The sequence below is a fragment of the Myxococcus llanfairpwllgwyngyllgogerychwyrndrobwllllantysiliogogogochensis genome, from assembly GCF_006636215.1.
Lineage (GTDB): Bacteria > Myxococcota > Myxococcia > Myxococcales > Myxococcaceae > Myxococcus > Myxococcus llanfairpwllgwyngyllgogerychwyrndrobwllllantysiliogogogochensis.
Genome location: NZ_VIFM01000187.1, coordinates 1 through 23,028 on the forward strand (window position 1 = coordinate 1; position 23,028 = coordinate 23,028).

General features: G+C 68.8%; 15 protein-coding genes. 10 read left to right on the forward strand and 5 right to left on the reverse strand.

What is annotated here, in order from left to right; all coding sequences use genetic code 11:
- Nucleotides 1-1,650: serine/threonine protein kinase (locus FJV41_RS34080; RefSeq protein ID WP_141646789.1), on the reverse strand; the 1,650-nt coding region annotated here is incomplete at its 3' end.
- Between the two features lie 183 nt (nt 1,651-1,833).
- On the opposite strand from FJV41_RS34080, the gene FJV41_RS34085 reads away from it, so the two are divergent.
- Nucleotides 1,834-2,244, forward strand: coding sequence for a hypothetical protein (locus tag FJV41_RS34085; protein ID WP_141646776.1), 411 nt, complete (start codon nt 1,834-1,836; stop codon nt 2,242-2,244).
- An 18-nt stretch (nt 2,245-2,262) separates the two neighbouring features.
- Here FJV41_RS34085 and FJV41_RS34090 read toward each other — a convergent pair whose 3' ends face one another.
- Entirely contained in the window at nt 2,263-3,462 is a 1,200-nt protein-coding gene (locus FJV41_RS34090; RefSeq protein WP_141646777.1) for a cyclic nucleotide-binding domain-containing protein, read from the reverse strand.
- A gap of 138 nt (nt 3,463-3,600) precedes the next feature.
- Between FJV41_RS34090 and FJV41_RS34095 the strand changes: the two genes are divergently transcribed.
- Both FJV41_RS34095 and FJV41_RS34100 read left to right on the forward strand, forming a co-directional pair.
- Nucleotides 3,601-4,431 carry a helix-turn-helix domain-containing protein gene (locus tag FJV41_RS34095; protein ID WP_141646778.1) on the forward strand — a complete coding sequence of 277 codons (831 nt, stop codon included), beginning with the start codon at nt 3,601-3,603 and terminating at the stop codon, nt 4,429-4,431.
- Nucleotides 4,432-4,529: 98 nt separating this feature from the next.
- Entirely contained in the window at nt 4,530-5,339 is an 810-nt protein-coding gene (locus FJV41_RS34100; RefSeq protein ID WP_181791121.1) for a metal-dependent hydrolase, read from the forward strand.
- On the opposite strand, the gene FJV41_RS34105 is transcribed toward FJV41_RS34100, so the two are convergent.
- Nucleotides 5,336-6,067 (reverse strand): TetR/AcrR family transcriptional regulator, encoded by a 732-nt coding sequence (locus FJV41_RS34105; protein WP_141646780.1) that lies wholly within the window; start codon nt 6,065-6,067, stop codon nt 5,336-5,338. The two genes, FJV41_RS34100 and FJV41_RS34105, sit on opposite strands and share 4 nt — an antisense overlap.
- 136 nt (nt 6,068-6,203) lie before the next feature.
- Here FJV41_RS34105 and FJV41_RS34110 point away from each other — a divergent pair, with 136 nt between their 5' ends.
- From FJV41_RS34110 to FJV41_RS34125, 4 genes are all read left to right on the forward strand, one after another.
- A complete protein-coding gene (locus FJV41_RS34110; RefSeq protein ID WP_141646781.1) occupies nt 6,204-6,836 on the forward strand; it encodes a hypothetical protein in 633 nt (210 codons plus the stop codon).
- A 166-nt stretch (nt 6,837-7,002) separates the two neighbouring features.
- Nucleotides 7,003-8,130 carry an efflux RND transporter periplasmic adaptor subunit gene (locus tag FJV41_RS34115; RefSeq protein ID WP_141646782.1) on the forward strand — a complete coding sequence of 376 codons (1,128 nt, stop codon included), beginning with the start codon at nt 7,003-7,005 and terminating at the stop codon, nt 8,128-8,130.
- A complete protein-coding gene (locus FJV41_RS34120) occupies nt 8,127-11,780 on the forward strand; it encodes an efflux RND transporter permease subunit (protein WP_141646783.1) in 3,654 nt (1,217 codons plus the stop codon). Before FJV41_RS34115 ends, FJV41_RS34120 begins: the two co-directional genes overlap by 4 nt.
- A gap of 195 nt (nt 11,781-11,975) precedes the next feature.
- Nucleotides 11,976-14,834: a PAS domain-containing sensor histidine kinase gene (locus FJV41_RS34125; RefSeq protein WP_246137595.1), complete on the forward strand. Its 2,859-nt coding sequence runs from the start codon at nt 11,976-11,978 to the stop codon at nt 14,832-14,834.
- A 9-nt stretch (nt 14,835-14,843) separates the two neighbouring features.
- Here FJV41_RS34125 and FJV41_RS34130 read toward each other — a convergent pair whose 3' ends face one another.
- Nucleotides 14,844-17,663: an aminotransferase class I/II-fold pyridoxal phosphate-dependent enzyme gene (locus FJV41_RS34130; protein WP_220137921.1), complete on the reverse strand. Its 2,820-nt coding sequence runs from the start codon at nt 17,661-17,663 to the stop codon at nt 14,844-14,846.
- Between the two features lie 262 nt (nt 17,664-17,925).
- Here FJV41_RS34130 and glsA point away from each other — a divergent pair, with 262 nt between their 5' ends.
- The 3 genes from glsA to FJV41_RS34145 all read left to right on the forward strand — a co-directional run bounded on the left by glsA (nt 17,926) and on the right by FJV41_RS34145 (nt 21,761).
- Nucleotides 17,926-19,095: a glutaminase A gene (glsA, locus tag FJV41_RS34135; RefSeq protein WP_141646785.1), complete on the forward strand. Its 1,170-nt coding sequence runs from the start codon at nt 17,926-17,928 to the stop codon at nt 19,093-19,095.
- Nucleotides 19,096-19,428: 333 nt separating this feature from the next.
- Nucleotides 19,429-20,631 (forward strand): porin, encoded by a 1,203-nt coding sequence (locus FJV41_RS34140; protein WP_141646786.1) that lies wholly within the window; start codon nt 19,429-19,431, stop codon nt 20,629-20,631.
- Nucleotides 20,632-20,699: 68 nt separating this feature from the next.
- A complete protein-coding gene (locus FJV41_RS34145) occupies nt 20,700-21,761 on the forward strand; it encodes a LysR family transcriptional regulator (protein ID WP_174487070.1) in 1,062 nt (353 codons plus the stop codon).
- On the opposite strand, the gene FJV41_RS34150 is transcribed toward FJV41_RS34145, so the two are convergent.
- Nucleotides 21,680-22,684, reverse strand: a complete 1,005-nt coding sequence (locus FJV41_RS34150; RefSeq protein ID WP_141646788.1) for a cyclase family protein — start codon at nt 22,682-22,684, stop codon at nt 21,680-21,682. The genes FJV41_RS34145 and FJV41_RS34150 overlap by 82 nt on opposite strands.
- Between the last annotated feature and the right edge of the window lie 344 nt (nt 22,685-23,028).

Genomic DNA, 23,028 nt, shown 5'->3' on the forward strand with positions numbered 1-23,028 from the left:
CCAGCCCAACCCGCCCAGGACCACCAGCATCACCAGCCGCCCCATCCAGCGCGACGGCGGCTTGGCGACGGGCGTCTGCCGAGGCGTGTCCGAGCGTTCCGCGTCACCTCGCGTGGCGCCACGCCCCGCTCGCGCGCCCGCCTGATTCGCTCCGGGACGCGGCGGACGGGTGCGGAACTGCTGCGTCGAGAGGTCGCTCGGCTCGTCGAGAGACTCCGCATCCTCCGCGGACTCCTCGGGTCGGGGCCGGGGCGTACGAGAGAGCCCTGATTCCAGGGCGAGCCGAGGCTTGCGCGGCGTCGCCGAGGTGGGCTCGGACGCGGCCCTTCGCTGCGGCACGGCCTTGGGCCCGCTGCCGGCACCCGCGCGCGTCGGTATCTCCGGGTCCGTCGGCGTGGCGGGCCGGCGCTGCGGCGTCGGCTTGGGCGCGCTGCCCACCCCCACGCGGGTGGAGAGCTCCGAATCCGTCGGCGCCGCTGGACGTCGCTGCGGCACCGGCTTGGGCGCGCTGCTCACGTCCGTGCGGCTCTGCACCGCCGTCGAAGAGGGCCCTGCTGGCGGAACCTTCGCTCGCGGGGTGGGAACCCGCGTGGCGGCTCCGGGCTCGGCCACTTCATCCTGTTGCAGCGCACCGGCGACCTCGCTCACCCGGGCGTCCTCGGCGCTGCTGGCCAGCTCCAGGAGCGTGCGCGTCTTCTGGCGCTTCTCCTGGAACAGCGCGCCCATCACCTCGGTGATGCCGTCCTCGTCGAACAGCTCCGGCCCCAGCGCCGCCTCGATGGCGCGCGCCATTTCCCGGCCGCTCGCGAAGCGCTGCGCCACGTCGCGCGACAATGCGCGCATCACCACCGCGTCCAGGGCCTCCGGAATGTCCGGGTTGCCCGCGCGGGGCGAGACGACGTTCGCCTCCACGATCTGCAGCATCACCGCGGCCTCGTGCGGACCGTTGAACAGCCGCTGGCCGGTGAGCATCTCGTGCAGCATCACCCCCACGGAGAACAAGTCGCTGCGGCCATCCATCCCCTGGCCACGCACCTGCTCCGGGGACATGTACCCGCTGGTCCCCTTCACCGTGCCCACCTGCGTGCGGCCCAGCCGGCCGCGCGCCTTGGCGATGCCGAAGTCGATCACCTTGACGACCCCGTCATAGGTGAGCATCACGTTCTTCGGAGACACGTCGCGATGCACCACCGACACCGGACGCCCGGAGGGGTCCGTGAAGTGGTGCGCGTAGTGCAGCCCCAGGCAGGTATCGCGAATCACCCGCCCGATGAAGCCGAGCGGCAACCCGTACTGCTGCCGCGTGGAGGCCTTGACCACCTGCTCCAGGTTCTGCCCGGGCAGGAACTCCATGGCCAGGTACAGCTCGCCGCCGTCCTCGCCCAGGTCGAACACCTGCCCGATGTTCGCGTGCGAGAACGCCGCCGTGATTCGCGCCTCATCCAGGAACATCTGGACGAATTGCTCGTCCTTCTTGATGTCCGGGAGGATCTGTTTGACGGCGACGAACTTTCGAAAGCCGCCCGGTCCCGAGGTGAAGGCGAGAAAAAGCTCCGCCATTCCGCCCATCGAGAGGCGGGTGAGGATTTCGTACTTTCCGATGCGCCGCCCCCGGTCGGGATCTTCGCTGGCGCCATCCTGCCTGGCCATGAAGCCCAGCATGTTATCCGCGCGAGCCATCCCCGTCGATGACAGTCGCGCGAAAAGGACCCACCCCCTTGGGTGAGGCAGGCCGCCGAGCACGCCACCACCCCCACGCCCGGAAGGAGTCCTCTACACTGGCCTGTTCAAACCACGGCGGGGCCACCGGGCTCCGCGCCGAAAGGACGGCATATGCTTCGCCACGCAGAGCGGCTGGGACTCGTCATGGGATTGGCGACCGCGGTGCTGCTCGCCTGTGCTCCCGCCAGCGCGGAGGGGCCCTCCTCCGACACAAAAAACAAGAATACCCAGGCGAAACCCGCCTCCCCCGCGCCCCAGGACTCGGCGGACGGGAAGGCGAAGGAGTCGCCCCCGAAGGACGGGACGCAGAAGGCCGCGGAGGACACGGCGGCGAACGAAGGCGGCGGCCAGTGCACCGGGAAGGCGACCTTCTGCGGTGTGTATTCGAGCGTCTTCTGCAACAGCCAGCCCGGCTGTTCCTACTCGTACGCCTCGAAGATGTGCATGGGCATCGCCATGGACTGCAAGAAGGCCACGAACTCGGCCTTCTGCAAGAAGATCAAGGGCTGCGCCTGGAAGTGACGCCGTGCCGTCGCGACGTCAGGTGCTCAGGGCACGCACCCGCTCCGCGAGGTTCTGGGTGAAGAGGCGGTAGATGCGCAGCGCGGCGGCCTCGTGCGTGTCCAGGTAGTGCTCGAAGGCGACACGGCTGATGCGCAGCGCGCGCACGGCCGTGCGTGCCCGCACGTGGGCGGACACCGGTGCGTCCTGCACCAGCGAAATCTCTCCCAGGTACGCGCCCGGTCCCAGCGAGTTGAGCTGACGGGCGTCCGCCTCCGGACCGCTGAAGACGTCCACCGTCCCCTCCAGGAGCACGATCAACCCGACCCCCGGCTCGCCCTTCTCCAGCACCACCGAGTCCTGCGCGAGCACGACCTGCCGCGCCTGACGGTAGAGGTCCTTCATGTCCTCCAGGGTCAGCTCGCTGAAAATGGGAATGGCCTTGAGGAAACGATAGCCGTTGGCCACCGGCGTGGCGCTGGTCGCGTTGCGTCGGCCGAGCACGGCTTCCGCCTCCGCGTTCATCCCCATGCGCCGCAGCAGCCGTGCCCGCTCGGTCACCATGGCGGGCTCCGAGCGCGCCACTTCGGAGCTGGCCAACGCGTCCACCAGCACGGCGAGCGCCTGGTGCGTGAAGCCCTCCACGTCCAGCAGCCGGCACATGCGCAGCACCGCTTCGATGTAGCGAGGGTCCTCGGGCGTCACGCCGCCCAGGGCCTCCACCTCCGCGTGCGGCTGGCCCAGCTCACGGTAGAGGTCCGCCGCGTCGAAGAGCCGCTTGAGCCGGACCAGGCACTGCGCCATGGACTCCCGCGCCCCCAGGCCGCGATAGACCTCCAGCGCGCGCTCCAGGGCTCCGCCCCGCTCGAAGGCCGCGGCGGCTCGCTCGGAGTCTCCCGCGCGCAGCCACGCCTCCGCCGCTTCCATGTACTGACCACTCTGGACGTAGAGGTCCGCGGCCGCGGCGTCGTCGCCGCTGCCATCCATCAATCGCGCGGCACCCAGGAAGTCGCGCGCGCGGCGCAGCACCTCCACCAGGCCTCGCCGCTCCTTGGCCGGCCCTTGCGCCGCCTGCTTTCGGAGTCGCTCGCGCTGCGAGGCCCCCAGCTCCTCGTAGAGCTGTGCCGCCTCTTCCGTCTCGTCCAGCTCCACGAGCGACCGCACCGCGCGCAACGCGCCCTCCGCATCCGTCCCCATGCGTGCGCCCCCCACGCTCTGACCGCCTGTGGCTCCTGGCATGTCTCCATCCTCCGGCCCGGTAGGCCGCCAGAAAAGGCCCGGTTCAGCGCTTTTAGCGCGCCCCCCCGACTGTCACGACGCCCCTTACCTCGTGAAGCACCCTAAACGTGAGATAGAAAGCATCAAGGACGAAACACCATGCCACACGCGCGCCCCGCCACCGTCATCACCTGGCGCCCTCTCTCGGTTCCCGAGGTGCAAGTCGTCCGAGTGGAGAATGACACCCGCCTGTGGACGGGACATTCCACGGCCTACGGCCTCACCGTGACGTACGCGGGTGCCTTCGACTTCTGGTACCGCAAGCGCACCTGGACACATGGCCCCGGACGTCGGATCAAGCTCAAGGAGCCGGGCGAGGTTCACCGCGACGAGCGAGTCCACGCGCCTGTCACCGCGCAGTCCGTCGCCTTCTCGCCGGCGCTGGTGCGACAGGCCTCGCTCCAATTGGGTTTCGCGGCGACGCCCCATCTGCGCACCGCGCTGTCCCAGGGCGAGGGCCGCACGGAACTCACGGCCCTCGCGCTCCATGACGCACTGGCCCGGAGGACGCAGGACACACTGGAGTGCGAATCATTGGTGGCGGAGACACTCGAGGCCCTGCTCACCGAGTACGGAGAGACGAAGCCCCCGGCCTCCCCTGCCCCACACCGCGCCGCGGTGTCACGCGCCCGCGAGTACCTGCACGCGAGCTTCACCCTGAACGTGGAGTTGGAGACGCTCGCGTCCGCGGTGGGACTCAACAAGTTCCATCTGCTGCGTGTGTTCCGCTCAGAGCTGGGACTTCCACCGCACGAGTACGTCACGCATCTGCGCGTGGCCCGGGCGAGGACGCTGCTCGCACAAGGACTCGCCGCGGGCACCGTCGCCGCGGAGGTCGGGCTCTATGACCAGAGCCAGCTCAACCGCCACTTCGGACGCATCGTCGGGATGACTCCGGGCCAGTACGCGCGCGCGATTCAACGTCAATAACGCCCAAGCCCCGCACGCCGTCCCCCTTCTATTCCTCGGTGCACCCCATGACGGCTCGCGCCTCCACGGTCGCGAGCCCGTTCGACCGAGGAGTGTCGATGAGCCGCCCCCACCCCTTCATGCCGTGCTTGCTGCTCTCGCTGACGCTGGCAATGCCCGCCTTCGCCGCGTCGGCGCCCCGGCCCACGTCCACCGTGAGCGCCACCCTCGAACCCTCCAGCGGACTTCGCGTGACGTGGCTCGGCCACGCCGCGTTCGAGGTCATCTCGCCCGGAGGCACGCGCCTGCTCATCGACCCCTGGTTGACGGACAACCCGAGCACCCCCACCGAGTGGAAGTCACTCACCCGCTACGCCGAGGAGAAACCCGCGGCCATTCTCGTGACGCACGCACATGGTGACCACGCCGGTGATGTCCCCGAGCTGGCCCGCGTGACAGGTGCCCTCGTGGTCACCACGGGTGAGCACCTGCGAGCCATGAAGATTCCCGAGGCGCAGCAGCACAGCGTCAACGTGGGCGGTGGCTTCACAATCGGCGACGTGCAGGTCCATGCCGTGCCCGCCATGCACTCGACAGAGCCCGGGGGCAGGCCACTGGGCTACGTGCTCACCTTCGCGGACGGGCGCTCGCTCTACCACACGGGAGACACCTGGCTCTTCGGCGACATGTCGCTCATCCAGGAACTCTTCCATCCGGACATCGTGCTGCTCGCCGCCGGTGGTGGACGCTGGGCGCTGGGGCCGAGCACCGCGGCGCTCGCCATCCGGAAGTACTTCCGCCCCTCTCTCATCATCCCCATGCACTACGGCACCTTCGAGCCCCTCTCCACCGAGGCCGACGTACGCACCGCGTTTCGCGGAGACCGACGCGTGAGGTTCCTCACGCCAGGACAACGCACCGCCCTCTAGCGAGGCGGCCGAGGCACCCGACGACGGCGAGCCGGAGTCTTCCCTCGCCGTGCCTGCCCCTTGGTCCCTCGCCGCGCGGGCTTCGCGCTCCCGGGTCCATCCACGCTCGACAGCACCATGCGCTTCAAGAGCGCGTAGATGGGCGCCGCGTCGAACTTCGGATCCAACAGCGCCTGGAGCGCGAGCGCATCAAAGCAGGCCTTGATGATGACCGCGTAGTGCATGTCGGTGGGCTCCGGCTTCGCCGCGTCCCCACCCCGGTACAGGGCCACCGTCCGCGCCACCTCCATGTCGCCCTGGGCCTGGAGCTCAGCGACGGCGGAGGTCAGCTCCGGATTGCGCAGCCCCAACGCGAACAGCTCATAGCGCAGGCGGAACTGTGCGGGTGACTCGCGCAGGTGACTCTCTCCCCACGCGAAGCTCGTGTCCGCCAGTTGCTCCAGCGGCGTCTCCTCCCGCAACTGGCGCAGCTCCTCCGCGTACTGCTGACTGTGCTCGCGTGTGACGGCCAGCAGCAGCGCGTCCTTGCTGCCGAAGTAGTAGTGCACCAGGCCCTGGTTCACCCCCGCCACGCGCGCCACCTCCTTCACCGTCGTCGCGTCGTAGCCACGCTCCGCGAGCACGCGTGAGCTCGCGGCGATGAGGCGCTCCCGCGCATCCGGCACGCCCGGGGCCGCCGGCTCCGGGGGAGGACTGGACGGTGTCTTTCCGCTGCGTGGACGGGCCATCTGTCCCCCCTTAGGACGCCACACACCCACCCGCAAGGGTGCCCCACCCCGGCTGCCCGGTCGCCTTGACATCCCTCGAGCCCGGTTTTAGTTAGTCGTGTAACTAATTTAGTCGAATGACTAAGAGGAGAGCACGATGCGAATCCAGTCACGAGGAGCCCTGAAGGCGGTCCTGGCGTCGGTGGCATTGCTGGGGGCGCCGGCCCTGGCCGATGACGCCGGGGAGCGGATTCCGCCGCAGGAGCGGGAGCGGCGAGGCGCGGTGCTGCTGGAGTTCCAGCCTCCCGCCCTGGACGCGTCCATGTACGGCATCCGGCTGGACATCTCGCCGTCGTTCGACGGGCCCTTCTCCTTCGGCCTGATGACGCGCGCGGGCCAGTGGGGCAACACGGTGGGCGTGAGGACGCGCTTCGACGGGGCGGAGCTGGGCGAGGTGAAGCTCAACTACGCGGTGGGCGCGGACGCGCGCTACACGGTGTTGACGCTCGCGAATGGGGCGCTGCGTCCGTTCGTGGGCGTGACCGCGGGCTTCGAGGAGTTCGTGGCCCGCTCCGGCAAGGGCCCGTCGCAGGGCGCCAGCACCACGGCGTTCCTGGAGCCGGCGGTGGGCGTCATGTGGCGGCCGGGGGCCGGGCGGCTCGGACTGACGGCGCGCGGCGGGCCTGGGTTCACCTTCACGGACACTCGCGCCCTTCGCGTCACCGCCGGTGAGTTGAAGCTGCGGCAGGTCTACCCGACAGCTTCACTCGGGCTGCTCGTCGTCCTCTGAGCATCCCCGCGCTCATCCCTGTCGAGCGCGTGACACGCAACGCCCACCACCCCGTACCCACACCCGAGACGCCGCTTCAGCGTGGTGAGCTTTCCCACGAGATGGCCCCGGTCCTCCGGGGCTGTCCTTCACGCAACACGCTTGCCGCATCGCAGGAGCCCGCACCATGAGGATGTCGTTCCAGGCCTTCACTCTCCTCGGGTGGGCCTTGCTCGGGCTCGCCTGCGGACGAAGTCAGCCTCCGCCCGCACCTCCCACCGCGGTGCGCATCGCCACCGTGGGCCGCGCCGGGACGACGGCGAACGCGCGCTTCTCCGCGGAGATTCAGCCGGCTACCCGAGTGGACCTGGCCTTCAAGGTCGGTGGCTACGTGGAGTCCATCGCCAAGGTGCGCGATGTCGACGGCCGCCCCCGCCTCCTCCAGGAAGGCGACAACGTCCGCGAGGGCACGGAGCTGGCGGCGCTGCGCAAGACGGACTACTCGCAGAAGCTCACCGAAGCCCGCGCGGCCCTCGCCCAGGCCCGTGCCGCCCAGGAACAGGCGCAGATCAACTTCGACCGCACGACGAAGCTCGTCGACGCCGAGGTGCAGACACCCGCGCAGCTCGACGCCGCACGCACCCAGCGAGACAGCGCCGCGGCGGCCGCCGCCGTCGCCCAGGCTCGCGTGGACGAAGCCCGCACGGCGCTCGACGACACCCAGCTGCGCTCGCCGTTGACGGGCGTGGTGCTCAAGCGCGCCGTGGAGGTCGGCGCCCTGGCCGCGCCCGGCACCGTCGCCTTCTCTGTCGCGGAGACGCAGACCGTCCGCGTCGTGTTCGGCGTCCCGGACACCCTGCTGCCCAATGTCCGACTCGGTGCGCCCCAGGCCGTCATCACCCAGGCCTTCCCCGGCCAGCAGTTCGAGGGACGCATCTCCCGCATCGCCCCCTCCGCCGACCCGAAGAGTCGCGTCTTCGCCGTGGAGGTCTCCATCCCCAACGCCGACCAGCGACTCAAGCCCGGCATGGTGGCCGCGCTGTCGCTGCGCGATGGAGGCTCCGCCCGACTCCAGCCCGAGCTGCTCGTGCCGCTGTCCTCCATCGTCCGCGCGCCCGGCAAGCCGGACGGCTTCGCCGTGTTCATCCTCCAGGAGCAGGACGGCAAGGCCCTGGTACGAGCCCGCGAGGTGACGCTCGGCGAGTACCTGGGCAACGTCATCCCCGTGAAGCAAGGGCTCCAGGCCGGTGAGCGCATCGTCGTCACCGGCGCCAGCCTCCTGTCGGACGGTGAAGCGGTCGAGGTGATTCCTTGAGCGCCCCCACCGACGGGCCCGGGACACCTCCGACTCCGGAGCAGGCGGAGCGGGCTCGCGACGAAGCGCTGGTGCGCCACAAGCACAACACCGCGCGCTACTTCACGGAGAAACGCCAGGTGGCCTGGGTGTTCCTCGCCTTCACCCTGGCGTGGGGTGTCTACGGCTACTTCAAGATGCCCAAGGCGAAGGACCCCGTCATCGCCGTGCGCGTCGCGGTGGCCACCTGCCTGTGGCCCGGCGCCGAGGCGGAGAAGATCGAGCAGCTCGTCACCCGCCGCATCGAACAGAAGATCTCCGAGAACGCCAGCGTCGAGAAGATCGAGTCCATCAGCCGCACCAGCCTTTCCGTCGTCTACGTCACGCTGAAGGAGGACGTGACGGACCGGGCCAAGGAGTTCGACGACATCCAGGGACGGCTCGACACGATACGGGACCTGCCTGGCGGCGCCGGCCCCGTGCAGTTCCTGAAGGACTTCGGCGACACCGCCACGCTGATGCTCACGGTGGCAAGCCCGAAGGCGAACGACGTGGAGCTGGAGCTGCGCTCACGCGCCATCGCCCGGGCCATCGAGGAAGTGCGCTCCGCCGCGGCCTCCGACGCTCCCCGTGCGACGGTGGTGGTGAGCTTCCCACCCGCCATCAACGCGACGTCCATGCAGCGGCTGGGAGACCAGGCGCGCAGGTTCTTCGACACCCTGCCAGAGACGGACGACGCCCGACTCATCCAGAGCCCCGGCTTCATCGGCGTGGACATGGCCACGTCGCTGGAGGACCCGGCGCTGCTGGAACACCTGCGCGCGTTCGCCCAGGACCACTTGAGCCTCTCCGAGCTCCACCCCGACGTGTGGCGCCCCATCGTCGTGCGCTCACCCAAGGACGCACGGGCGCGACTCACGGAGAACGCGGGGGACCGCTACACCCACCGGCAGCTCGACGACTTCACGGACACCCTCCAGCGTCACCTCCAGCGCCTGCCCGTCGTCTCCAAGGTCACCCGCAGCGGCGTGCTGCCGGAGAAAATCTATCTCGAGTACTCCCAGGAGCGGCTCGCCTCCTATGGCGTCAACCAGTCCGGGCTCGCCAACATCATCTCCGCGCGCAACATCACCGCGCCCGGCGGCATCCTGGAGATTGGCGGGAAGAGCATCACCATCGACCCGTCCGGCGAGCTCACCAGCGAGACGCAACTGGGTGACATCCTCACCACCCCCAGCGGCGGCTCCCCGGTGTACCTGCGCGACCTGGTGGACGTGCGCCGCGACTACCAGAGCCCGCCCCGCTTCCTGAACTACCTGGACGCGCGAGACGCCCAGGGACACTTCGTCCGCAACCGCGCCATCACCCTCGCCGTCAACATGAGGCCCGGCGAGCAGATCGACCACTTCGGCAAGGTGGTGAGCGAGGAGCTGACACACGTCCAGCGACTCCTGCCCGAGGACCTCGTCATCCGTCGCACGTCGGACCAGCCGCTCCAGGTGAAGGAGAACGTCGACCTGTTCATGTCGTCGCTCTACGAGGCCATCATCCTCGTCGTCCTCGTGGCGCTCATCGGCTTCTGGGAGTGGCGCACCGCGCTCTTGCTGGCCCTGTCCATCCCCATCACCCTGGCGATGACCTTCGGGCTGATGCACGTGTTCGGCGTGGACCTCCAGCAGATCTCCATCGCGTCGCTCATCATCGCCCTGGGCCTGCTGGTGGATGACCCCGTGGTCGCCAGCGACGCCATCAAACGCTCCCTGTCCATGGGCTGGAAGCCGCGCATCGCCGCATGGCTCGGGCCCACGAAGCTGGCCACCGCCATCCTCTTCGCCACCCTCACCAACATCGCCGCCTACCTGCCCTTCCTCGCGCTGCCCGGGGACACGGGCCGCTTCATCCGCACGCTGCCCATCGTCCTCACCCTGTCCCTGGTCGCCTCGCGCATCGTCTCCATGACGTTCATCCCGCTGCTGGGCTCCACCATCCTGCGCGCGCCCACCCACGCGGAGCTGGCGCCCGGGCAGCGGAGCACGCGGGGCTTCACGATGCGCTACCAGCAGGTCGTCGGCTGGGCCATCGACCACCGCCTCCTCGTCGTCGGCGTGGCCCTGGTCATCCTCATCGCGGGCGCGCTGGTGGGCACCCGCGTCAGGTCCGCCTTCTTCCCCAAGGACCTGTCCTATCTGTCCTACGTGGACGTCTGGCTGCCCGAGGACGCCACGCTCACCGCCACGCGAGACACGGCCCGCGAAGCCACGCGCATCCTCCAGGAGGTGGCCGAGGACTACGGCAAGGCCCACGCGAAGGGCGACGACCCGCCCCACGAAATCCTCGAGTCGGTGACGGAGTTCATCGGCGGCGGAGGGCCGCGCTTCTGGTTCTCCGTGGCGCCCGAGCTGCAACAGTTCAACTACGCACAGCTCGTGGTCCAGGTCCGAGACAAGGAAGACACCCGCGTGTTGGTGCCACTGTTCCAGGAGGCGCTGTCACGGCGAATCGCCGGCGCGCGCATCGACGTGCGGGAGCTGGAGACCGGCAAGCCCGTGGGCATCCCCGTGTCCATCCGCATCTCCGGCGAGGACATCTCCCTGCTCCGGGATATCGCCGAGCGCGCCAAGGCCCTCTTCCGCTCCGTCCCCGGGACGGCTCGCACCCGGGATGACTGGGGCAGTGACACGTTCTCCGTGAAGCTGGAGGTGGACCCGGACAGGGCAAACCTCGCGGGCGTCACCAACCTGGACGTGGCCACGTCCTCCGCCGTCGCCATGAATGGCATGACGGTGGGACAGCTTCGCGAGGGGATTCATCAAATCGACATCGTCGCCCGGCTCCGCGCGGAGGAGCGCGCCCAGCTGGGCGATATCGAGAACCTCTACGTCAGCTCCCGCACGGGGCCTCAAAAAGTCCCGCTGCGGCAGGTCTCCGTCGTCACCTACTCGCTCCAGACGGAGAAGATCCGCCGCCGCAACCAGTTCCGCACCATCACCGTCTCCACCTTTCCCCAACAGGGCGTCCTCGCGTCGGAAATCCTGAAGGAAGCGCGCCCCGGGCTCGATGCACTCCAGAAGAGCCTGCCCATCGGCTACACGATGGAGATTGGCGGCGAGGCGGAGGAACAGAAGAAGAGCTTCTCCAGCATGGTCGTCGTGCTGGGCATGCTCATCGTCGCCATCTACGTGATGCTCGTCATCCAGTTCAAGAACGCCGTCAAACCGCTGGTCGTCTTCGCGGCCCTGCCCTTCGGCGCGGCGGCGGCGCTGGTGTCCCTGGTCATCATGGGCGCGCCGTTCAGCTTCATGGCCTTCCTGGGCATCATCAGCCTGATGGGCGTCATCGTCAGTCACATCATCGTCCTCTTCGACTACATCGAAGAGGCTCACGAGCGCGGCGAGTCCCTGCGCGAGTCACTGCTCGACGCGGGAGTGCACCGCCTGCGGCCCGTGCTGGTGACGGTGGCCGCCACCGTGCTGGGCCTCATCCCACTCGCCTTGCATGGCGGCCCGCTGTGGCAACCGCTGTGCTACGCGCAGATTGGCGGGCTCACCGTGGCCACGGTGTTGACGTTGCTGCTCGTCCCCGTCCTCTACACCCTCTTCGTCAGGGACCTGCGCTGGATTCGCTGGGAGGCCCACTCCCAGGAGGAGCCACCCGAGGCGGGCACTCGATGAGGCGGGCGGTGGATTGACCGGGGCCCCGCCCTGGTCCTCGCGCCGGGGCATCTCCAGGTTTCTGGATGGAAGTTTCATCCCGGGTGCGGTGAGTGAACTCCACGCTCGCACCCTTTGAACGGACCTCGCGACGGAACCCACCGCGGCCCCATGACGGCAGCGCGCCCCAGTGACTCTCCGCACCCAATCGAAAGGGTGCTCGACTGGCTGGTCCCCGCCGTGTGCCTGATGGCCGTCCTGGTGACGACCACGGCGCTGGTCGGCTGGGCCCTCGCCAGCGAGCGGCTTACCCGCGTGGTGACCCTGCCGGGTGCCGGGATGATGATGCCGAACACGGCCCTGGGCCTGCTCCTCGTGGGCATGGCGCTCTGGCTGCTGCGCGACAAGCCGACGAACCGCCTCAGACGGACGACCGGACAGGCCATGGCCCTGTTCGTCCTCCTGCTCGGAGGGCTCGTGCTCGTCCAGTACGTGGCACGAACGGACCTGGGCATCGACCGCCTCCTCTTCGCGAACACGCTGCGCAGGTTGTCACCGAGCCCGCCGGGTCGCCCCTCTCCCCTGACGGCGCTGAGCCTCTGTTTGATGGGTGGTGCCCTGCTGCTGCTTCACGTCAGGACACGAGAAGGCTGGCATCCCGCCCGGCCCCTGGCGCTGCTCGTCGTGCTCATCGCCGCGCAGGCGCTCATCAGCTACGTGTACCTGGAGGATGCTCCGCTCACGCTCCTGCCCGGGCTCGACAGGCTCGGGAGCTATTCACCCATGGCATTGCACACGGCGCTCCTGTTCCTGATGCTGGCGCTCGGCGTGCTCTCCGTGCATCCCCGGCAGGGGCTGATGGGCGTGCTGCTCCGGGATGACGCGGGCGGCCTCATGGCGCGCAGGTTGCTGCCAGCGACCATCCTCATTCCGCTGATCGTCTGGGGGCTGCGGCTGTTCAGCGAGCGGCTGGGGCTTCACTCCGCCCCTTTCGGAACCTCCGTGTTCGCGCTCGTCACGGTGGCCACGTTCCTGGCCATCCTGGCGCGCAACGCGAAGGCCCTGTCCCTGTTGGACGCGAGCCAGCGCGGGGTGGAGAAGTCGCTGCGCGACTCGGAGTCGCGCTTCTCCGGCATCGTCAACAACGCGGCCGACGCCATCATCACCATCGACGCGCGCCAGCGAATCACCCTCTTCAATACCGGCGCGGAGCGAATCTTCGGCTACAGCGTGAGCGACGCGCTGGGACAGCCCATGGGGTTGCTGTTGCAAGAGCCGCTGGGAGACAGCGTGAGTCCGCGCGAGGAGCGCCGTCGACTCCTCGGGCTTCGCAAGGGGGGCGAGGTGTTCCCGGCGGAAGCCACCCTGGCAGACGTGTGGGTGGATGGAACGAAGCAGCGCGTCGTCATCCTCCGGGACATCAGTGCTCGCGAGCGGGCCGAGGAGGCCCGTCGGAATCGAGAGGAGCTCTTTCGCGCCGCGTTCGAGCACGCGCCCATCGGCATGTGCCTGGTCAGTCTGGAGGGGCGATTGCTGAACGTGAACGAGGCGCTGTGCCAGATCCTTGGATATTCGCGCGAGGAACTGCTCCAGATGACGTTCCACGACCTCACCTTTCCCGAAGACCTGGAGCAGGACCTGCTCGTGGTGAAGCGGTTGCTCGACGGGGAACAGGGGTCGTACCAGTTGGAGAAGCGCTATCTCCACAAGCAGGGGCACCTGGTCGACGCGCTGCTGACGGCCTCCCTCGTTCAGGACTCCCGGGGCAGGCCGCTGCACTTCATCTCGCAGGTCCTGGACATCTCCGAGCGAAAGCGACTGGAGAGCGACTGGCTCCTGCTCGCGGAGGCCGGGCCTCGGCTCGCCAGTTCCCTGGACCCCCAGACGACGCTCTCCACGGTGTCGCGGCTGGTCGTCCCGACGCTCGCGGACTTCTGCCTCGTCGCGTTGCTCGACGAGGGTGGACGGGTATTGCGCAGGCAATCCCTTGCCGCCTCGCCGGAGAAGTCCGGACTCCTGGAGGCGATGTTCGACCTGTATCCACAGACGCCCTTCCGGCGAGGCCACCTCCTGGCGGAGGTCTTCAAGTCAGGCAAGGCCCTGCTGCTCGAGGAAGTGCCCCTGGCGTTGCTGGAGGCGTCGGCGGAGGAGCCCCAGCACCTGGACATGTTGCGGAGACTCGCGCCCCAGTCCTGCATCGTCGTGCCCTTGAGCGCGCGCGGACACACGCTCGGGGTGGTCGCCCTGGGAACGTCCGAGTCCGGGCGGCGTTATGGCGCAAGAGACCTGGCGCTGGTCGAGGAGGTGGCCCGCCGCGCCGCGCTCGCCATCGACAACGCCAGCCTGCATGCCCAGTCCGAGGAGGCCACGCTCCTTCGCGACGAGGTGCTGAGAATCGTGGCGCACGACCTGCGCTCTCCGCTGAATGTCATCGCGCTGAGCGCGGGGACGTTGATGAAGCGCTCGCCGGAGGAGCGGCTCGCGGACTCGCGGCCGCTGAACTCCATCCAGAAGGCCGTCATCCGCGCCACCACGCTCATAGAGGACCTGCTGGACGTGGCGCGGATGCAAGGCGGACAGCTCACGGTGGACCGACGGCCGGAGTCGACGGTGGCGATGCTCCAGGAGGCGCTGGATCAACACCGCGCGCTCGCCGACGCCCGCTCCGTCCACCTCCAGCTCAATGTCGAGCCCCATGTGTCGGACGTGTTCGTCGACAAGGACCGGGTGCTGCAGCTCTTCTCCAACCTGATTGGCAACGCCCTCAAGTTCACGCCGATGGGAGGGTTCGTCACGCTGCGCGCGGAGCCGTGGGGGGACATGGTTCGCTGCTCGGTGAGCGATACAGGTTCCGGGATTCCGGTCGACGACCTGCCCCACCTCTTCGAGCCCTTCTGGCAGGCGAAGAGCCGGCACAAGGAAGGTGCCGGACTGGGGCTCACCATTGTCAGGGGAATCACCGAGGCCCATGGTGGCCGCGTCTGGGTGGAAAGCCAGCCGGGCCTCGGCACCACGTTCTTCTTCTCGCTCCCCGCCGTGACGAGGGTGGACTCCTCACTCACGTGGCATGCCTGAGCTGGCGGCTCAGTGCGGCGCGGGCACCGGGCCTTTCCCTGGCGCATGACGCGTGCCTCGGGCCCGTGGCTCTGGAAGCTCTCGCGCGCCTCCGCTCGCCACGCGCTCCAGCGCCGACTCCGTGAAGATGCTCAGGCCCAGCTCCGGCCGGTAGCCGTGGACTTCCTTCACGTCGAGCTTCCGCATGAACTCCACGATGCCTGGACTCACCTCCTGCCCCGGCACCAGGATGGGGAAGCCCGGCGGATACGGCACCACGAAGCGCGTGGACACCAACGGACGCCCCGACTCCAGCGCCGCGCCCGCCTCCGTCAGGGGCACGAACTCGCAGTTCTCCTCGCCGTACGCCAGGAAGAACGCGGCGCGGAGGTCTCCCTCTCCCACGCCCCCTGACGGCTGGAAGGCCGGATGGAAGCCACTGAAGTCCGGCAGTGGCGGCAGCTCCTCGGTGATGGACCGCACCTTCGCGTCGAACAACCGGCGCTCCACCTCCGTCGACTGGGACAACGCCAACTCCAGTCGCTCCACCTCGTGCCGCAGCCCATCCAACAGGAAGGACAGCGAACCCCACGTGACGCCAATCGTCGCGTTCAGCAACACCGTGTTGATGGACGTGTGGTTCACCTGGATGCCCAGCCGGTCCATCAACACCTTGCTCCGGAACTCGAAGCCATTGCGCCCCGTGAGCGCGGTGAAGAGCGTCATGCGCGTGGGGTCCAGCACGAACTCGTCCTGGCTCCACGCCCGCGTCATGTCATCCACCCCCGCCGAGCCCGGGCCCACGTAGCGATTCAACCCCGACTTGCGGAACACCTCCGGCACCACCTGCTCCGCGTCCAAAAGCCGCAGGTAGCGATGAAGCAACGGGTCCTCCCGCAGGCGCTCCCGCGTCCGCATCGCGAGCTGGAACGCCTCCTTCACCATCGCGAAGCCCTCCAGGTTCACCTGCCGCCGCGACAAATCCAACGACGCCACGATTTGATGGTTCGGCGACGTGGTGAGGTGCGTGTAGTACGCCTCCGTGAGCGCCGCCGACGCGCGCCGCTCGAAGTCCTCATCCCAGACATGGAGCATGGAGCCCTGCCGGAAGGCGGACAGCGACTTGTGCGTGGACTGGGTGGCGTACACGCGCACCCGCACCTTGTCCGGGTCCGCCATCAGGCGCTCCTCCATCGCCCGAGCACCCGCCGCGGGGTCCCCATCCCCCCGGCGCGCGCGCCACGCCCGATACTCCTCGCGATAGGAGCGGCTGCGCAGCTTCTCCGCCAGGCGCTTCGCCGCGGCCATCGCCGTGCGCTGACGCGCCAACGGCATGAAGGTGGCGTAGGCGAACCACGCCTCGTCCCAGAGGAAGGACAGGTCCGGCTTGATGGCGAGCAGTTCCTCCATCACCCGCTCCGGGTGATACACGAGCCCGTCGAACGTGCAGTTGGTGAGCACCACCAGCTTCACCTTGTCCAACCGCCCCGCCGACTTCAGCTCCAGCAGCTTCGCCTTCAGCGTGCTCAACGCCACGCCGCCGTACATGGCGTACTCACGCACCGGATACGCATCCAGGTACAAAGGCTGCGCCCCCGCCAGCACCAGCCCGTAGTGATGGGACTTGTGACAATTGCGGTCGATGAGCACCACGTCACCCGGCTGGAGCAACGTCTGGTGGACGATTTTGTTCGCCGTCGACGTGCCGTTGGTGACGAAGAAGGTGCGCTGCGCGCCGAACGTCTGCGCCGCCATCTCCTGCGCTTCCTTGATGGAGCCGGTGGGATCCAGCAGCGAATCCAAGCCGCCCGCCGTGGAGGACGACTCCGCCATGAACAGGTTGGGGCCGTAGAACTCCCCCATGTCTCGCAGCCAGCGCGAGTTGTAGACGGAGTGCCCCCGGGCAATCGGCAGAGCGTGGAAGTTGCCGATGGGCCGCGAGGCATAGTGCTTGAGCGCATCGAAGAACGGCGTCCGGTAGCGCTCGCGCACGCCATCCACCACGGTGACGTTCAGCTCATGCGCGGACTCGTACCGGTAGAAGACGCGGTCGAAGAGGCGCTCGGTGTGCAGCTCCCGGCTCACCAGCGACTCGTCGGTGATCAGGTAGATGTTGAGATGCGGGCGCAGCTGGCGCACCCAGCGCGCCACCACGAGGCTCGCCGCTTCACCCCTCCGCTCCGCCTCCGCCAGGATGGGCTCCAGCGTGGAGCGCAGCTGCTTCACCGGCGAGCGTGAGCGCAGGGGCAGGTCCTGCCGGACGACGCAGGCCTGCACGTCGTCATTGACGAGCACCGCCATCAGCGCGTCCTCCACCGAGCGGACCTGGAGCAGTTCGTAGATGAACTGCCGCTCCCCGCGCTGCGCATCCACCATGCCGCGATGGACCCGCGCGAAGTCCTCGGCCTCCATGTCATCCACCACCAGCGTGGTGAAGTAGTGCGAGCCCTCCGGACCCAGCTCCCCCACCGCCCCGGACCGTTCGCCATCCACTTCCGACACCAGGCAGGCGCGGTCCCTGTGACGGCTCAACAACCCCACCAGCCGCCGAACTTCTTCGGCCAGCTCCTCCACGTCATGTCGGCGCGCCATCTCCGCCAGGCGCAGCAGGCGCGCCTCGCCCGGAAACACGAAGAGCCGCTCGATGGGGTGCACCTCCGCGAAGAGCGACAGCAGTTGCGCCACGCGCTCGTCGGAGGACACCTGTCCCTCCGAATACCGCGCCTCCAGCCGGGTCATCTCCTCCCGCAGGCGGTTCCAGACGTCCAGTCGGACCTGCTCGGGATTCAAGACCGCGGACAGCAGGTGGGATTGGACTCCGGACTCCAGCGAGGTCATGGGCTCCGCCATGGCGCTCCTTCCTTTTTGTCGACGGGCACCGGCGGAGCGCCGTGCGGCACGACGTCGGACAAGGTAGCCGTCACACGTCCACGGCAAAGCCTGGACGGCGGGGAGGGGCGTTGGCCTCACGCGTGGACGCATGGGCGCGGGGGCTCTCCTGCCCGGGTGCTCTCGAAGTTGCCGCGCGTCCCCCGAGGCCTCACTCCTCAACCACCAAAGCCGGGCGTCATGTGTCCGCTCGTGAGCGCCCTTGTCCTTGGAAGGAGATGACATGAAGCTCGCACTCCGTGGTCGAAGAAGCTGGTTGCTCTCCATGTGCCTCATGACCCTCGCGGGGCCAGGCATCGCGCTCGCCGAGAGTCCCAAGACGGCCACGAAGCCGTCGGACGCCGCCTCCACGGCCGCACGCCCCTCCCAGGGCGACGAGGCGATGCCCACGGAGACGGAGATTCAGCAGGCGCTCCAGAAAGCCCACCAGCAGTTCCGCGGCACCAAGGAAGGCAAGAACGCGGACTACATCCCGTACCTCGCCACGGTGAACCCCAACCTCTTCGGCCTCGCGCTCGTCACCGTGGAGGGCAAGGTCTACACGGTGGGCGATGCCACCTCGCCCTTCCCCATCGAATCCCTCTCCAAGCCATTCACCCTGGCGCGGCTGATGGACGAGGTGGGCGCCAAGAAGGTCGAGGACAAGATTGGCGTGGATGCCACGGGGCAGCCCTTCAACTCCATCGTCGCCATCGAGATGAACGAGGACCACCGCGCCGGCAATCCGCTGGTCAACGCGGGCGCCATCACCTCCGTGAGCATGATTCCGGCGGCAACGCCCGAAGCCCGCTGGAAGAAGCTCAGCGACAACTTCAACGACTTCGCGGGCGCGGACCTCCCGGTGAACCAGGAGGTCTACAAGTCGGAGACGGAGACCAACACCCGCAACCAGTCCATCTCCGCGCTGCTGGACTCCTACAAGGTGCTTGGCTCCCCCCGGGAGCAGGCACTCGACCTCTACACGCGGCAGTGCTCCGTCAACGTCACGGCCACGCAGCTCGCCACCATGGGCGCCACGCTGGCTAACGGCGGCACCAATCCCGTCACTGGCAAGAAGGTCGTCAGCCCGGACACGGCGCGCCGCACGCTGGCGCTGATGGCGACCAACGGCCTGTATGAGAGCACCGGCGAGTGGCTCTATCAGGCGGGCGTCCCCGCCAAGAGCGGCGTGGGCGGGGGCATCGTCGCCGTCGTTCCCGGTCGCTATGCCATCGCCGCCTTCTCGCCGCCGCTCGACAAGGCGGGCAACAGCGTGCGCTCGCAGCGGGCCATCAGCCAGGTCGTCAACTCGCTGGGGGACAATCTCTACGCCGCCACGCCCGGAGCGGCCAGCCAGCAGGGCACCGGCGGTGCGGGGCGCGACGAGCCCAAGAAGACGCGTCCCTCGCCGTAGCCACGCTCCCAGGTCCACACGCAAGGGCCTCTCCCGCCGGATGGGAGGGGCCCTTCGCGTCCGAGCCGGGCGCGCATCATTGACCATGCCCCCCTCGTTCCGCGGCGGGACTTCAGCGCCCGCTTCACGCGTCGCCTCCCGACACCTGTTCACGAGTCCCCACCCGCGAGAACGAGGCCGCTGTCCGTCAGCCGTCGCGGAAGGGGCCCGGTCGTTCGCTCCGCGATAGCGCGCGCGCCGTGACGCTTCCTTCCCCCCGTCGCGTGCCCAGAGTGCCGCTCGGGTTCGCGTGAGAGCACAGGCGCGGGCAGCGCTCATTCGGGGGAACAGGGTATGCGTTGGATGCGAGTGGCGACGGCCGTCGTCGCGATGGGCAGTGGACTCCTCGTACCGGCCGTGGGCCACGCCGAGGATGAAGAGAAGGACGACGACAAGAAGCCCTCGCTCACCGGGGGCTACGACGAGAAGAACGGCTTCCACATCCAGTCGGAGGATGGGAACTACCTGCTCGGCATCGGCCTGCAGGCGGGCTACAAGCTCGAGCCCGTCTTCCTGGATGGCAAGGCGGAGTCACGCACGGCCTTCTCGTTCCTCCGTCCCATCCTTCGCGGCAACATCTACCGGCCGTGGATTCGCTTCTGGACGTCGCTGGAGCTGGCGGACCCGCCCATCTACCTGCTCGACTCGCTGGTGGAGATCCAGCCCATCGACGAGGTGGGCATCCGCGCGGGGCAGCAGTACACGCCCCTCAGCCGGCACGAGTCCTGGGGACCGCAGCAGATCCTCTTCCCCGAGTTCTCCACCATCGCCAACTACTACTGGACGGGCCGCGACAAGGGCGTGACCATCTTCGGGACGATGGAGCACCTGGAGTACTACGTGGGCATCTTCGGCGGCTCGCCGCTGCGCTCCATCCGCTCCGAACCCGGCAAGTACCAGTTCAACGCACGCGCGACGTTCTCGCCCATGGGCAAGCCGGGCTACGGCGAGCTGCCGTACATCATGTCGGGAGACAAGGAGCCGCCTCCGCTCAACGTGTCCTTCACCCTGCAGGGCGCGGGCGGCGAGGTGACGCAGGTGAAGGAGAACTTCAACCCGGAGTCCGGTGTCTTCCAGATCCTCCGTGAAGGCGACCGGCGCTTCATCACCGGCGGCGTGGACCTCTTCATCCAGGCGCGCAGGTTCAGCTTCTTCGGCGAGCTGTACTACAGCCGGACGGACCCGCAGGACGCTTCGCAAAACTTCTCCAGCTTCGGCGCATGGGTTCAGGCCGACTATGTCTTCTACAAGAAGGTGCTCGACGCGGCCGTGCGGCTGAGCTTCCTCAACCCGAGCTTCGATCTGGACGACGACCTGCTCTACATCGCGGAGGCGCAGCTGGGCTGGTTCGTCAACGCCCCGCACCTCGCCGTCAAGCTGCGATACCAGCTGGCCCACCAGGAGGCCGCCGCCGGAGCGGAAGCCGCCTCCGTCGTCATCCCCAAGGACGCGGGCACCTCCCAGCTCATCACCCTGCAGCTCAACCTGGCGTTCTAGCGCCACGTCTCCCGGGCATCCGCGCCGGCTTTGCGTTATCCCTGCGGCTGGCAAGGAGACGCGAAGCCATGCAGCCCATCGACCACGCGCATCTCTCCCGACTGGACCTGAATCTCCTGGTGGCGTTCGACGCCCTCATGCGCGAGCGCCACGTCACCCGGGCCGCCCACCGCGTCGGACTGGGCCAGCCCGCGATGAGCCACCACCTGGCCCGTCTGCGCGAGCTGCTCGGCGACGAGCTCTTCACCCGCGCGCCCACGGGCGTCGTCCCCACGCCCCATGCGCAGGCGCTCGCGGAGCCCGTGCGCAATGCGCTCGCGTGCCTCCAGGCCGTGCTCACCCAGCGCCCCTTCGACCCCGCCACGCAGGAGCGCCACTTCCGCGTGAGCCTGTCCGACGGACTCGAGTCCTCGCTGGTGCCGCCGTTCCTCGCGCTCGTCGCGGAGCAGGCCCCGGGCGTCACCCTCTCCCTCTCTCCGCTCCAGGAAGCGCGGGGGCTGGCGATGCTGGATGACGGCTCGTTGGACCTGCTCGTGGGTCCACCCATGGAGCAGGCCCCCCATCACAAGCTGCGGCTGTTCTGCGCCGGGGGCTATCTGGTCGTGTTCGACCCGAGCGTCGTGCGCGTGGACATGCCGCTGTCCCTGGAGGACTTCCTTTCCATTCCACACGTTCGCGTCTCGCGACGGGCGGACTCCGGCGACGCGGTGGATGATGCGCTCGCCAGGCTCCGCCTGCGCCGCCGCGTGGCCGTTCAGACGACCCACGCGCTCAGCGTGCCCCACCTCTTGCGCGGTGCGCGGCTGCTCGGCCTGTTGCCCCGGCGCTCGGCGCTGGCGAGCGCGAAGGCCTTTGGCCTGAGCGTGAGCCCGCCACCCCTGGCATTGACCGCGGACAGCATCGTGATGCGCTGGCATGCCTCGCGCGACTCCGACCCGGGCCACCGTTGGCTGCGCGAAGCCATGTTCCTCGCCGCCACGTCGAGCGGCGAGGACAACACCGCCACCCGGGTGGCGGCGAGGACGCCCCCGCCCCCGAAGCGCTCCCGTCAGAAGGTCGCGATGGGATTGACGGGCGAGCCCGTCCCGCCCTCGATGGCCAGGGGCGCGACGCTGAGGAGGAAGTCGTAGCGTCCGCGAGCCGCCGCCGCCTTCGCCAGGGCCTCCGGGTCCGCGTTGTCGATGACGTGGACGCCCAGCGTGTTGATGAGCAACACGTGCACGGGCATCACGACGCCCTCCACCCCGGAGGGCAGCACGTCCAGGCCGACGTCCGTCGCGACGATGGAGACCCCGCGCGCCGCGAGCCACTCCACGCTGGACGCATGAAGTCCCGGTGACTTCGAGGACACATCCCAAGGACCCACCGCCGCGCGGCGGGCCCAGCGCCCCGTGCGGACGATGATGGCGTCACCGCTCGACACCTTCACCTTCGTCTTGCGCTCCCACGCCTCCAGGTCCGCCGCGTGGATGGGCGTCCCGGGCTCCAGGTACGGCACGCCCTTGAACGCGGCCATGTCGATGAGGACTCCGCGCGTGAGCAGACCGTCACGCACCTCGTTCACCGAGAGCACCGAGCAGCCCTTCGAATCGACCTTCGACTGCGGGTAGCCGTTGTACGTCCGACCCTCGTCGAAGACGTGGCAGAGCGCGTCGAGGTGCGTGTGGGACCAGCCATGGAAACCGATGCCCAGGTGGTCCGCGCTGTACGTGGACTCGGGGGCCTCGCCGTGGAAGAGCATCTGGCGCTCCAGCGGTGAGGGGACGTCCGCGGCCTGCCGCGTCTCCAGCGTGTGCGCCAGCGAGACGGACACACCGTCGCGCACGAGCTTCGCGGCCTCCTTGCGCTTGGCTGGAGTGATGAGGTTCGCGGTGCCGAGCTGATCCTCCTGGCCCCAGCGCCCCCAGTTGCCGTGCTGCTTCTTCCAGTCCTGGATGGCCTCGCGGCTCGACAGCCCCCGCGCGACGGGAGCGCCCTGGGGCGGCGCGGCGACCACTGCCGCGCTCCACCCCGCGCTCGCGAGGACAAGGACCTGGATGAGTTTCTTGAACATGGTGCTCCCCGTTGCTGGGCATCCCCGGGTGCGGGGATGCGATCTCGCCCTCCTCGCGGTGCGGGGTGGCGGCATCACGTACCTAGCGACGAGGGACGGGCGGGCCCAATCGAGCCCATCGATGACGGTCATCGACGCGCGGACCGGGCCTGGCTGTAACCCTCCGCGCTACAGGCGACGGGGATTTGTAGCGCCACAAGTCACTCCGTCCGTCGGTGGGCGCAGGACAACCCAGGGAGCGGGTATGGCGGCACACCCGCTGCAGTGCCCAGGCTCGCCACACGGTCGGGAGCAACCCACCACGGCCGTGAGCTCTGTGTCGCAGGGGGGCCGGGGGGCGGAGT